Genomic DNA, 13,083 nt, shown 5'->3' with positions numbered 1-13,083 from the left:
CCCGTGTCCCCGGAGTCGCCTGCCATGCCATCCCCCTCGCCCCTGCGTTGTTTCTGTCTGCTGGCGGGCTTTCTGGTCCTGGATGCCACCGCCGCGCCGCGTAGCGTGCCCTCCCTCGACAGCGAAGACGCCGCGCTGAGCAGCGTGGAGGTTAGCGAGACCTCCGGGCGCTTCCACCCGCAACTGGGCGTGGATGCCCGCAATGGCGATTTCTCCCGCGGCAACTATGACGACGATGCGGCCAGTATCGACCGCATCCCCCTGCATGTTCAGGCCGGCTTCGCCCTGGATCTGCACCAGGGTGCCGATGGCGTAGCCGATGCCTGGTTGGTGTTCAGCAGCAGCAACGGCTTTCATACCCCATCGGCTGACGAGCGGGTCAGCCCCAGACGCTGGTACGAGAGCAACAACCTGCTCGGCCTGGTGATATCGCCGGCGGAAGGCCTGAAGGTCGGCTTCGTCTATACGGTCAAGAGCAGCCCCAACGATGTCGCCGCCACTACCCAGGAGGCCAGCCTGACCCTGGCCTACCAGGCCGAGTCGGGCCTGGGCGCTTGGCGTCCGGGGCTGGCGGTGACCACCCGCACCCAGGGTGACAGCGGTCTCTATACCCAGGGCAGCCTGGAACCCGGGCTGGACCTCTCGGCCAGTGGCCTGCGCCTGAGCTTCCCCAGCGCCCTGGGGGTGGGCTGGAATGGCTTCTACGGACCGGATTCTGGCGACCGGCTCTATGCCCGCACCGGCCTGGCCCTGGAGCAGCCGTTCCGTTGGGGCGAGACGCGCTGGAGCGCCCGCGCCGAGGCCCTGGCGCTCTACCGTGACGGCGCCCTGCGCGACCTGAGCGGTCCGGAGGGGGAAACAGACAGCGTGGTGCCCCAGGTGACTCTCAGCCTGTCCATGGCCTACTAGGCCGCTCAGCCCAGCGGCGCGACCCCCAGGCCTTCCACCAGGCTTTCGAGCGCACGCAGGCCGGCCACCGAGTTGCCGTAGCTGTCCAGCCGCGGGGACCAGACGCAGATGCTCATCTGCCCCGGCACGATGGCGACGATGCCGCCCCCTACCCCGCTCTTGCCCGGCAGGCCGACGCGCCAGGCGAAGTCGCCTGCGGCGTCGTAGAGGCCGCAGGTCAGCAGCAGGGCATTGAGCTGGCGAGTCTGCTGGGGTGTCACCACCGGCTGGCCGTCCTGGGGGTTGACCCCACCGTTGGCGAGAAAGGCGAAGGCGCGGGCTACGTCGACACAGCTCATGGCCAGGGCGCAGCCGTGGAAATAGACGTCGAGGACGTCGTCCACCTCGCTGGTGAGATTGCCGTAGGCCTTCATCAGATAGGCCAGGGCGGCGTTGCGCGCCTTGTGGTCCATCTCCGAACGGGCTACCCGGTCGTCGAAGTTGATCGCCGGATTGCCGGCCAGGCGCCGCGCCTGTTCGCGCATCATCCAGTGGATCGACATGATGCGGGACACCAGCAGTTCGCAGACCAGCACGGCACCGGCATTGATGAAGGGATTGCGCGGCACGCCCTTCTCTTCTTCCAGCTGGGCCATGGAGTTGAAGGCATGGCCGGAGGGTTCGCGGCCGACGCGGGTCCAGATGTCCGGCTCGTCCAGGCGCTGCATGGCGATCACCAGGTTGAGCACCTTGGAGATGGACTGGATGGAAAAGGCCGTGTCAGCCGCTCCGGCACGCCAGACCTGGCCGTTGACATCGCAGACGGCGATGCCGAAGTGATCCGGCTCCACCTCGGCCAGGGCCGGGATGTAGTCGGCCACCTTGCCTTCGCCGAAATGGTGCGGCGCGGCGGCGGCGATGCGGTCGAGCAGAGGCTGCAGCTGATGGCGATCGAAGGGCTCTGGCATAGCAATTCCGAAGCGGGCGGGGGCGCCAGTGTAGGGGCCGCGGCGGCCTCAGGCGAGCCCCGCGCGCGGCGGCAGAGGCAGACGGATCTCGAAGCGGGCACCGCCCCGCGTGCCGGCGGCCAGGTCCAGACGACCGCCCTGGTTTTCCACCGCGCGACGGCTGATGGCCAGGCCCAGGCCGAAGCCGCCGGTGGCGCGATCACGACTGCGATCCAGCCGGTAGAAGGGCTCGAAGACCCGCTCGCGATCGCTTGCCGGAATGCCTTCACCGTCGTCCTCGACCGCGATCAGCAGCTCATGGCCCTCACCGCGAACCGTCACCCAGACCTCGCGCTGGCAATAGCGCAACGCATTACCCAGCAGATTCTGCAGGGCGCGCGCCGTGAGGCGCGGTGCCAGTTCGGCTCGGGCCGGGGCGGCGGCGAATTCCAGGTGCACCTCGACGCCGCGGCGTTCCTCTTCTTCGGTGAAGTCGGCCAGCACGCTGTCGAGAAAGGCGCTCAGATCCAGGCTCAGGCGCTCGGGGGGCTGCTGGCTGCTCTGCAGCCGGGCGAAGGACAACAGTTCGTCGACCAGGGCATCCAGTTCGCGGACGTGGCGGACCAGTTGTTCCAGCTGCCGCTGGGTCTCGGCCGGCAGCGGATCGGCCTGCAGCAGCGCCAGGCCGAATTCCAGGCGTGACAGCGGCGTGCGCAATTCATGGGAGACGGCGTTGAGCAGGTCGCGCTGCTGGACGATCAGCGCCTCCAGCTCCTGAGCCATGTCATCGAAGGCCCGCGCCAGCTCGCCGATGTCCGAGCGTGGCGAGATGGCCGTACGCTCGCCGAGATGGCCCTTGCCCAGTCGCGCCGCGGTACGCCGCAGCCGTTCCAGGTCGCGCCAGTGCGGGCGCAGCCAGACATAGAGGCAGATCAGCAAGGCGGCGCCGATCAGGGCGTTCATCGCCCAATAGGTCAGGGCAATGTCGGTGGGCGCCTCGGGAATGCCGATCCACAGCAGCCGTTCGCCCGGCAGTGGGACCAGGGCCGCGCTGGGTTCGCCATAGTCACCCAGCCGCACCCGCCGCTCGCCAGCGGCCAGGGCCGTGCGCTCCTCCAGGGTGAGGGCCGGATCATCAGGTGCGACCAGGCGCAGGCTGATGGGCGCCAGCTCCGTGGCCAGTTCGTCTCGCAACGCCGGCCAGCGTTCCACCGGCGTGGTGGCGAAGGCGCGCTGCACCAGGCTGAGCGGACCGTGCAGCTGCTCCAGGGTGTAGCGGCTGTAACGCTCGTCGAACACCTTGAGCAGGGCCTCGGGCACCAGGTAGCTGGCGGCACCGTAGGTCACCAGCAGGATGAGGTAGAGCCGGACGAGGATCTTGAACATCTAGTGTGGCGCCTCAGAAGTTCGCGCAAGAATTGGCGAGTGGTTTCGCTCGGTTCGGCGCTCCGGATGGGCTAGGCGCTACTTCTCGCCATAGCAGGGCAATGGCGAGAAGTAGCGCCTAGCCCTGAAACAAGAAGTGCCGCCAACATCGTGCAGTTAACGTCCGAGACACCACACTAATCCCACTCGGCACGGCTGAGGAGATAGCCCTTGCCCCAGACGGTCTTGATCCGCCGGGCTTCGCCGGGATGTTCCTCGAAGCGGCGGCGCAACTTGGAGATGGCCACGTCCACCGAGCGGTCGACACCGTTGAATTCGATGCCGCGCAGCTGCTGGATCAGCTGGTCACGGCTGAGCACCTCGCCGGCATGCCCCATGAGGATCGCCAGCAGGTTGAATTCGGTGGACGACAGCTCCACCAGCTGGTCCCGCCACCAGACCTGGCGTTCGCCTGGCAGCAACCGCAGTTGGCCAATGACCAGGCCGTCGTCCTGGGACGTGTCACCCAGCTGGCAGCGGCGCAGCAGGGTGCGGATGCGCGCCAGCAGCACTCGCGGTTCGCAGGGCTTGCTGACGTAGTCGTCGGCGCCGATCTCCAGCCCCAGCACCTGATCGTGGCTGTCGTCCAGGGCGGTGAGCATCAGGATCGGCAGACCGGGCTGGGCGGCGCGCAGCTGACGGCAGACCTGCAGGCCGTCCAGCCCGGGCAGCATGACGTCGAGCACCACCAGCTGCGGGCGCAGCCGTCGCACCGCGGCCAGGGCCTCGTCGCCGCGACCGATGACGGTCACGGCATAGCCCTGGCGGCCCAGATAGGTGGCGATGAGCTCGGCCAGGGCGGCGTCGTCTTCGACGATAAGCAAGGGGATCACGGCAGGTCTTCGCGCGGGGAAAGCCCGAGCATAGCCGAGCGTCGAGTCGGCTGGCGCCTGCCTTAACACTCTTTCACAAGAGCGCTACAGACGTTTACAGGACCGCGAGCGCGCGCCGCCTACCATGGCGCTCTCCTGGAGGAAGTCCCGATGTCCCTGACCCGCCCTGCCCTTGGCAGCCTCGTGCTGCTCTGTCTGCTCCTCGCCGCCTGCGACCGTCCGGCCGAGGAAGCCGCCGCCCCGCCCGCGCCCAAGGTGCAGGTGGAGAGGCTGCGGACCATGCCCCTGGCCATCGCCAGCGAACTCACTGGCCGCCTGGTGGCGCCGCGGACCGCGGAGGTGCGGGCGCGAGTCGCCGGTATCGTATTGCAGCGGGTGTTTCGCGAAGGCAGTGAGGTCAAGGCCGGTGACGTGCTGTTCCGCATCGACCCGGCGCCCTTGCAGGCCGAGGTGGACAGTGCCGCCGCCGCCCTGCGCAAGGCCGAGGCCAGTGCCTTCCAGGCGCGGCGCCTGGCCGAACGCTACGCGGCCTTGGTCGAGAGCGAGGCGATCAGCCGCCAGGAGCAGGACAACGCCCGCGGTGCCAGCCTGCAGGCCGAGGCCGAGGTGGCAGCCGCCCAGGCGGCGCTCAAGCGGGCGCGGCTGAACCTGGGCTACGCCACGGTCACCGCCCCCATCACCGGGCGCATCGGCAAGGCGCTGGTCACCGAGGGCGCGCTGGTCGGCCAGGGCGACGCCACGCCGTTGGCGATCATCCAGCAACTGGACCCCATCCATGCCGATGTCACCCAGTCGACCCGCCAGCTCAAGGCCCTGCGCGATGCGCTGCGGGACGGCCGGCTACAGCAGGTGGCGCCGGATCAGGCGCGGGTGACCCTGTTGCAAGAGGACGGCAGCCCCTATCCCGAAGAAGGCCGCCTGCTGTTCGCCGATCTCGCGGTGGACACCAACAGCGGGCAGATCACCCTGCGCAGCCGGTTTCCCAATCCGCGGCACGACCTCCTGCCTGGCAGCTTCGTGCGGGTGCGCCTGGAACAGGCGCGCATCGACCAGGGCCTGAGCGTGGCGCAGCGGGCGGTGCAGCGCAGCGTCGACGGCGAGGCCCAGGTCTGGGTGGTGGACGCCGAGAACCGGGTAGCCCTGCGCGAGATACGCCTGGGCCCGGTGGTTGAAGGCCGCTGGGTAGTGGAGTCCGGCCTCGCCGCCGGTGAGCGAGTACTGCTCTCGGGCCTGCAACAGGCCCAGCCGGGACTGGTGGTGGAGCCCGAAGAAGCCCAGGCCACCGCGGCGGAGGTGCGCTGATGGCCAACTTCTTCATCGACCGCCCGGTGTTCGCCTGGGTGGTGGCGCTGTTCATCCTGCTCGCCGGATTGCTGGCCATCCCGCAGTTGCCGGTGGCCCAGTACCCCAATGTGGCGCCGCCGCAGATCGAGCTGTACCTGACCTATCCGGGCGCCTCGCCGCAGACCCTGGACGAGAGCGTGGTCAGCCTTGTCGAGCAGGAGCTCAATGGCGTCAATCACCTGCTCTATTTCTCCTCCAGCAGCAGCCAGGGCAGCGCCACCCTGACCGTGACCTTCCAGCCCGGCACCGATCCGGAGCTGGCCAAGGTGGACATCCAGAATCGCCTCAAGGTAGTGGAGCCGCGCCTGCCGCGGGCGGTCACCCAGCAGGGCATCCAGATCGAGGAAACCTCGGCCGGCTACCTCATGTTCGTCACCCTCTCCGCGACCGATGAGCGCCTCGACACCACCGCCCTGAGCGACTACCTGGCACGCAACGTGGTCAACGAGCTGCGCCGCCTGGACGGCGTGGGCAAGGCCCAGCTGTTCGGGGCCGAGCACGCCCTGCGCGTCTGGCTCGATCCCAGTCGGCTGGTGGCCTTCGGCCTGACCCCGGCGGACGTGACCCGGGCCATCGCCGAGCAGAACGTCCAGGTAGCGGCCGGCAGCCTTGGCGAACTGCCTGCCCCCGCTAGCCAGGAACTGACCGCACCGGTGCTGATCAAGGGCCAGCTCAGCGATCCTACAGAGTTTGCCGGCATCCTCCTGCGTGCCGGGGCCGACGGTTCCAGCGTGACCCTGGGCGACGTGGCCCGGGTCGAGGTGGGCAGCCAGAGCTACAACTTCGGCACGCGGCTGGACGGCAAGCCTTCGGTGGCGGTCGGGGTGCAGCTGGCACCCACCGCCAACGCCCTGGCCACCGCCCAGGCGGTGCGCGCCAAGCTGGCCGAGCTGTCCCAGTATTTTCCACCTGGGATGAAATACGACATCCCCTACGACACGGCGCCCTTCGTCAAGATCTCCATCACCCAGGTCATCCATACCCTGCTGGAGGCCATGGCGCTGGTCTTCGCGGTGATGTACCTGTTCCTGCAGAATCTGCGCTACACCCTGATCCCGACCCTGGTGGTGCCGGTGGCGCTGCTGGGCACCTGCGCCGTGCTCCTGGCACTGGGCTATTCGATCAATGTGCTGACCCTGTTCGGCATGGTGCTGGCCATCGGCATCCTGGTGGACGACGCCATCGTAGTGGTGGAGAACGTTGAGCGGCTCATGGCCACGGAGGGACTGGATCCGCGTGCGGCCACCCGCAAGGCCATGGGCGAGATCTCCGGCGCCATCGTCGGCATCACCCTGGTGCTCACCGCGGTCTTCGTGCCCATGGCCTTCATGAGCGGTTCGGTCGGCGTCATCTATCGCCAGTTCTCGGCGTCCATGGCGGTGGCCATCCTCTTCTCCGCCTTTCTCGCCCTGAGCCTGACCCCGGCGCTGTGCGCCACCCTGCTCAAGCCGATCGCCACGGGCACTCATGCGCGCGGCGGCTTCTTTGGCGCCTTCAACCGCGGCTTCGAGCGGCTGACCGGCAGCTTCGAAGGCTGGGTGGCCCGTGCCATCCGCCGACTGCTGCCGAACCTCGTGCTGTTCGCCGCCCTGCTGGTGGGGCTGGTGGTGCTCTATGGCCGTCTGCCCGGCGCCTTCCTGCCCACCGAGGATCAGGGCTATCTGATCACCGACATCCAGCTGCCGCCCGGGGCCACCCAGGAGCGCACCCTCAAGGTGATCGAGCGCCTGGAGCGCCATTACGCCAAGGAGCCAGGCGTGGCCAACGACCTCGTCCTGCTCGGCTTCAGCTTTTCCGGCAGCGGCCAGAACGCCGCCCTGGCCTTCACCACCCTCAAGGACTGGTCCGCCCGCGGCTCAGCGGATTCCGCCGCAGCCATCGCCGAGCGCGCCAATGCCGCCCTGGCCGGCGAGAGCGAGGCCCAGGGCTTCGCCGTGCTGCCTCCGCCGGTGGAAGGCCTGGGTACCTCCAGCGGTTTCGAGGTGCGCCTGCAGGACAGGTCCAATCGCGGCCAGGCCGCGCTCAAGGCGGCGCGGGACCAACTGCAGGAGAAGCTCGCCGGCAATCCGATCATCGCCTATGTGCGCGAGACGGCCCTGGCCGACAGTGCCCAGGTGCAACTGGTGGTGGATCGCCGCCAGGCCGCTGCGCTGGGGGTAAGTTTCGCCGCCCTCGGCGAGACGCTGGGTACCGCTCTGGGCTCCAGCTACGTCAACGACTTTCCCAATCGCGGACGGATGCAGCAGGTGATCGTCCAGGCCGAACTGGGCACCCGCAGCCAGGTGGACGACCTGCTGCGGCTGGAAGTGCGCAATGAGCGTGGCCGCATGGTGCCGCTCTCCGCCTTCGTCAGCGCCGACTGGACCCAGGGTGCGGCGCAGCTGTCGCGCTACAACGGCTATCCGGCCATCAGCCTGTCCGGCGAGCCGCTGCCCGGTCACACCACCGGCGAGGCCATGGCCGAACTGGAGCGCCTGGCCACGGAGCTGCCGCGGGGCTTCGCCCTGGAATGGACGGCGCTGTCGCTGCAGGAACGCCTCTCCGCCGGCCAGGCGCCAGTGCTGCTGGGGCTGTCCTTGCTGGTGGTGTTCCTCTGCCTCGCCGCCCTCTACGAGAGCTGGTCGATTCCCACCGCGGTGTTGCTGGTGGTGCCCCTGGGGGTGCTCGGCGCGGTGCTGGCGGTGACCTTGAGAGGCATGCCCAACGACGTCTTCTTCAAGGTCGGCCTGATCACGGTGATAGGTCTCACCGCCAAGAACGCCATCCTGCTCATCGAATTCGCCAAGAGCCTGCACGACGGCGGCATGGACCTGTACGAGGCCACCTGCCGTGCCGCCCGGCTGCGCCTGCGGCCCATCGTCATGACCTCGCTGGCCTTCATCCTCGGCGTGGTACCGCTGGCCCTGGCCACCGGCGCCAGCTCGGCCAGCCAGCAGGCGGTGGGCACCGGGGTGATCGGCGGCATGCTCAGCGCCACCCTGGCGCTGGTCTTCGTGCCGGTGTTCTTCGTGTTGGTGCTCAGGCTGGTCCGGCGCTGGCGCGCACCGGACCGCTAGCCTCAGGAGTTGAGGGGACGCTTGTCCCCCAGCAGCGCGACGTCCTCGACCGGCGCGGGTTCTGGCGTCCGGGCACCCACCCGGTCCGAAGTCCGCAGACTCTGCGGCAGTGCCCAGAACAGCAGGCCGGCGGCCAGCAGGCTGGTACAGCCGATGAGATAGAGCGCCGGGGTGGTGCTGCCGGTCACGTCCTTGATGTAGCCCACCATCACCGGGCTGACGATGCCGCCGAACTGTCCCAGGGTGTTGATCAGGGCGATACCGCCCGCGGCACCGGCTCCCGCGCCGGCGAGCAGTTTCGGCGGCAGCGCCCAGAAGGCCGGAATGGAGGCGATGATGCCGGCGCCCATCAGCGCCAGGGAGAGGATCAGCAGGGTGGTGTGGTCAGCGAAGAGGCCTGCGCTGAAGAATCCCAATGCCCCGGCGATCACCAGGCCGCAGACGAACTTGCGCCGCTCGCCGCTGGCGTCCGACAACCGCCCTACCACCACCATGCTGATGGCGCCGAAGACATAGGGCACGGCGGTCAATAGCCCGATGATGGTGGGACTCTCGGTGCCCGCGCTGCGAATCAGCTGCGGCGCCCAGAAGTTGAGGCCATAGGAGGCGACCTGGATCAGGAAATAGATTAGTCCGAGCAGCAGGAAACCCGGCAGTCGGATCGCCGCCAGCAGCGAGCCGTGGGCGTTGTTTTCATGGCGGGCGATGCGGCTGGCCAGAAAGGTCTTTTCCTCGCCGCTGAGCCAGGGCGCATCACTGATGCGGTCGTGCAGTAGGCGCAGCACCAGCACGCCCAGCAGCACGCAGGGCAGGCCGCCGAGCAGGAACAGCCAGTGCCAGCCGCGCATGCCGAGCAGGCCGTCCAGCTGGCCGAGGATCAGTCCCGAGACCGGGGCGCCGATCAGCCCGGCAAAGGCCGAGGCCAGGAACAGCGTCGAGGTGATGCGGCCGCGGTAGCTCTGCGGAAACCAGAGCGTCAGGTAGTAGAGGATGCCCGGGGCGAAGCCGGCTTCCATGGCGCCGATCAGGAACCGCAGCACATAGAACTGCCATTCGGCGGTGACGAACATCATCAGCGCCGTGGCGATGCCCCAGGAAATCATGATGCGGGCGATCCAGCGCCGTGCGCCGACCTTGTACAGCATCATATTGCTGGGTACCTCGAACAGCACATAGCCCACCACGAAGAGTCCCGCGCCCAGGCCATAGGCGGTGTTGCTCAGCGACAGGTCGGCCTGCAGCTGGAACTTGGCGAAGCTGATGTTGATGCGATCGAAGAAGGCGAACAGGTAGCAGACCATGATCAGCGGCATGAGCCGCCAGGCGACCTTGCGGACCAGGGTGTGCTCAGCGGCCGCGACGGCGGCGGGGGTGGCGGACGGATGCATAGCGATCTCCCGGGAGCGGCCAGGCTGGCGCTCCTTTGTTGTTGTAGTCAGGGCGAACGAAGGGTGGGCGGGGGTTAGCCACTCGCCCCAGGCGGCGGATGCAGGTCGCAGTTGCGCCCGGCCTTGGCCACCTGGCCAGGGGTGTCGTGGCCGAGCAGCGCCGGCAAGGTACGCGACAGCGCGATCAGTTGCTCCAGATCGATGCCGGTCTCCACCCCGATTTCCATGCAGAGATTCACCAGGTCCTCGGTGCAGATGTTGCCGGACGCGCCAGGCGCGAAGGGACAGCCGCCGAGCCCGCCGAGGGCGGCGTCGAAACGACGGGCGCCGGCCTCGTAGGCGGCCAGCACGTTGCTCAGGCCCAGGCCGCGGGTATTGTGGAAATGCAGGGTCAGGGCGGACGCCGGGATCAGTTCCAGCACCTGACGGACGATCCGCGCGACCTGCCGTGGATTGGCCATGCCGGTGGTGTCGGCGAGGGTGATGCCGGTCATGCCCAGCGCCAGGTAGCGCTGCACCAGTTCGAACACCCAGCCTTCGTCGATGCGTCCCTCGAACGGGCAACCGAAGGTGGTCGCCACCGTGCCGTTGAGCGAGACCGCCTGCCCCTTGGCCAGCTGCACCACCTCGGCGAAGCTGGCCAGCGACTGCTCGCAACTCATGCGCATGTTGGCCTGGTTGTGGGTCTGGCTGGCGGAGAGCACCAGATTCAATTCATCGGCACCCGCTGCCAGGGCGCGCTGGGCACCCTTGAGATTGGGCACCAGGGCGACATAGGTCACCCCGGGCCGGCGGGCGATGCCCTGGAACACCGCCTCACCATCGCGCAGCATGGGCACGGCCTTGGGCGAGACGAAGGAGCCGGCTTCGATCCGCGAGAAGCCCAGGCCAGACAGCTGGTCGATCAGGGCGATCTTGTCAGCGGTTTCCACCCAGCTCGGCTCGATCTGCAAGCCATCACGCGGCGCCACTTCCTGGACGATCAGGCGCTCGGCACTCATTGCACCACCCCATCCTTCTTGAGCCGCTGGATGTCCGCCTCGCTCAGCCCCAGTTCGGTCAGCAAGGTATCGGTGTGCTGGCCGAGGGTCGGACCCTGCCAGTTCACCTGGCCCGGCGTTGCCGACAGCTTGGGCACTATGCCCGGCATCTTCAGGGTGGCTCCATCGGGCAAGGTGGTGTCCAGCAGCATGTCCCGCGCCTGGTAGTGGGGATCGGCGACGATGTCGGCGGCGGAATAGATGCGCCCGGCCGGCACCTCGGCGCCTTCCAGTACCGCCAGCACCTCGTCGATCCCCAGGCTGCCGGTCCAGGCGGCGATGGCGTCGTCGATCAGCTCGCTGTGGCGGGCACGCCCATCGTTCTGCGCCAGGTCCGCCCGCTCGGCGAGATCCGGCCGGCCGATGGCCTGCATCAGCCGCACGAAGATCGGATCGCTATTGCCGGCGACCACCACATAGGCGCCATCACGGGTGGGATAGGTATTGGACGGTGCGATGCCCGGCAGCGCCCCGCCGGTGCGCTCGCGCACATGGCCGAGCATGGAGTACTCCGGCACCAGGCTCTCCATCACGTTGAATACGCTCTCGACTAGGGAGACATCGACCACCTGGCCGTCGCCCTGGCCGGTCTTGACCCGCAGCACCGACATCAGCGCGCCGATCACCGCGTGCATGGAGGCCAGGGAATCGCCCAGGCTGACCCCGACCCGTGCCGGCGGCGTACCTGGAGTACCGGTGGTATAGCGGATGCCGCCCATGGCCTCGCCAATGGCGCCGAAGCCGGGTCTATCACGATAGGGGCCGGTCTGACCGTAGCCGGAGATGCGCACCAGGGTGAGCTTGGGGTTGAGGGCGTGCAGGACGTCCCAGCCGAGACCCAGCTTTTCCAGGGCACCCGGGCGCAGATTCTCGATGAGCACGTCGGCGCCCTCGACCAGCTGCTTTACCAGGGCCACGCCCTCGGCGGAGCGGAGATTCAGCGCCAGGGACTTCTTGTTGCGCGACTGCAGGTACCACCACAGCGAGGTGCCCTCGTGCAGCTTGCGCCACTTGCGCAGGGGATCGCCCTTGTCCAGGGCTTCGATCTTGATCACCTCGGCGCCGAATTCGGCCAGCAGGCGCGCGGCGAAGGGGGCGGCGATGAGCGTGCCGATCTCGATGACACGCAGTCCGGTAAGAGCCGTCATGCGGACTAGCCTCGTTGTTATTGGAATGCACCGATGCTAGGACAATCGGTCAGCCGGGGATAAACGTCTTTCGGCAACAGGCCTTCGCGAAACACGAAGGCCTGGATTCAGACCTGCAGCAGGTGGTCGTAGAGCAACCGGCTGACCGGTGAGAGGGAGTCCACGTCGCGCACTACCAGCGCCAGGCTGCGTTGCGCCCAGTCATCCTCCAGGGCGGCGGCGACCAGTCCGAGCGGCCGACCGATGAGTTCGAAGGCCTGCAGCGGCAGCACCCCCAGGCCGAAGCCGGCCTGCACCATGCGGCAAACGGCATCGAAACCAGGCACATGGATGCGCAGCCGCAAGGCCTTGCCGTGACTGCGTGCGGCCGCCTTGGTACGCAGGTTGATGAAGCTGTCAGCGTGCAGGCCGACGTGGTCGTCGTCCAGGGTCTGGGCGAAGGCCAGCCGCGAGGCTCCAGCCAGGCGATGATCCGGGCGCATCACCACCACCAGGGTGTCCTGCCGGTAGGGCACGGCCAGCAGGCCACGGGTGTCGGTATCCGAGGAGCAGATGCCCAGGTCGGCGGCGCCTTCCAGCACGCCCTTCACCACGCCGGCGCTGGGTCGTTCGTCCAGGCTGACCTTGACCTGGGGATGGCCGACCGCGAAGGCCTGTAGATCCTCGGGCAGGAATTCGATGATGGCGGAGATGTTGGCCATCATCCGCACGTAGCCGCGCACCCCCTGCAGGTGCTCACCGACGTCGATGCTGATGCGCTCGACGTCGGCGAGGATGCGCTTGGCGTAGTAAAGCAGGGTCTCGCCGACCGGGGTCAGGGTCATGCCCTTGGCGTTGCGCTCGAAGAGTTCGATGTCGAGCGAGCGCTCCAGGTCGTGCAGGCGCTTGCTGGCGGCGGACAGGGCGATCATCTCGCGCTCGGCGGCGCGGGTCAGGGTGCCCTCCTCGTGCACCGCCAGCAGCAGTTGCAGCGAAACCAGATCGAGGCGGCGGAGCAGGTTGCGGTAGTGCATC

Annotated in this window: 10 protein-coding genes; 3 read left to right on the top strand and 7 right to left on the bottom strand. The window is 68.1% G+C overall.

Annotation, left to right across the window (positions count from 1 at the left end; all coding sequences use genetic code 11):
* Positions 1–24 precede the first annotated feature (24 nt).
* The gene (locus APT59_RS03670; RefSeq protein WP_059313602.1) at positions 25–909 is read left to right on the top strand and encodes a hypothetical protein; all 885 of its coding nucleotides are present in this window, start codon (positions 25–27) and stop codon (positions 907–909) included.
* Between the two features lie 5 nt (positions 910–914).
* Here APT59_RS03670 and glsB read toward each other — a convergent pair whose 3' ends face one another.
* The 3 genes from glsB to APT59_RS03655 form a co-directional block, all read right to left on the bottom strand.
* Positions 915–1,829, bottom strand: coding sequence for a glutaminase B (gene glsB, locus APT59_RS03665; protein WP_217265993.1), 915 nt, complete (start codon positions 1,827–1,829; stop codon positions 915–917).
* A 75-nt stretch (positions 1,830–1,904) separates the two neighbouring features.
* The gene (locus tag APT59_RS03660; protein WP_059313600.1) at positions 1,905–3,221 is read right to left on the bottom strand and encodes an ATP-binding protein; all 1,317 of its coding nucleotides are present in this window, start codon (positions 3,219–3,221) and stop codon (positions 1,905–1,907) included.
* Positions 3,222–3,397: 176 nt separating this feature from the next.
* Complete coding sequence (locus tag APT59_RS03655; protein WP_082696278.1) at positions 3,398–4,093, bottom strand: response regulator transcription factor; 696 nt, start codon at positions 4,091–4,093, stop codon at positions 3,398–3,400.
* A gap of 150 nt (positions 4,094–4,243) precedes the next feature.
* Between APT59_RS03655 and APT59_RS03650 the strand changes: the two genes are divergently transcribed.
* Together APT59_RS03650 and APT59_RS03645 are read left to right on the top strand one after the other, a co-directional pair.
* Positions 4,244–5,395 carry an efflux RND transporter periplasmic adaptor subunit gene (locus APT59_RS03650; RefSeq protein ID WP_059313599.1) on the top strand — a complete coding sequence of 384 codons (1,152 nt, stop codon included), beginning with the start codon at positions 4,244–4,246 and terminating at the stop codon, positions 5,393–5,395.
* Positions 5,395–8,493 carry a multidrug efflux RND transporter permease subunit gene (locus APT59_RS03645; RefSeq protein ID WP_059313598.1) on the top strand — a complete coding sequence of 1,033 codons (3,099 nt, stop codon included), beginning with the start codon at positions 5,395–5,397 and terminating at the stop codon, positions 8,491–8,493. The genes APT59_RS03650 and APT59_RS03645 overlap by 1 nt, the downstream gene beginning before the upstream one ends.
* 2 nt (positions 8,494–8,495) lie before the next feature.
* On the opposite strand, the gene APT59_RS03640 is transcribed toward APT59_RS03645, so the two are convergent.
* From APT59_RS03640 to APT59_RS03625, 4 genes are all read right to left on the bottom strand, one after another.
* Positions 8,496–9,881, bottom strand: coding sequence for an MFS transporter (locus APT59_RS03640; protein WP_059313597.1), 1,386 nt, complete (start codon positions 9,879–9,881; stop codon positions 8,496–8,498).
* A 74-nt stretch (positions 9,882–9,955) separates the two neighbouring features.
* Positions 9,956–10,882: a hydroxymethylglutaryl-CoA lyase gene (locus APT59_RS03635; RefSeq protein ID WP_059313596.1), complete on the bottom strand. Its 927-nt coding sequence runs from the start codon at positions 10,880–10,882 to the stop codon at positions 9,956–9,958.
* Positions 10,879–12,069: a CaiB/BaiF CoA transferase family protein gene (locus tag APT59_RS03630; protein ID WP_059313595.1), complete on the bottom strand. Its 1,191-nt coding sequence runs from the start codon at positions 12,067–12,069 to the stop codon at positions 10,879–10,881. The genes APT59_RS03635 and APT59_RS03630 overlap by 4 nt, the downstream gene beginning before the upstream one ends.
* A 107-nt stretch (positions 12,070–12,176) precedes the next feature.
* Complete coding sequence (locus APT59_RS03625; protein WP_059313594.1) at positions 12,177–13,082, bottom strand: LysR family transcriptional regulator; 906 nt, start codon at positions 13,080–13,082, stop codon at positions 12,177–12,179.
* Between the last annotated feature and the right edge of the window lies 1 nt (position 13,083).

This window comes from Pseudomonas oryzihabitans (genome assembly GCF_001518815.1).
Lineage (GTDB): Bacteria > Pseudomonadota > Gammaproteobacteria > Pseudomonadales > Pseudomonadaceae > Chryseomonas > Chryseomonas oryzihabitans_E.
Note: the sequence above shows the minus strand (reverse complement) of the source record. Positions and strands in the feature narration are given on the sequence as shown.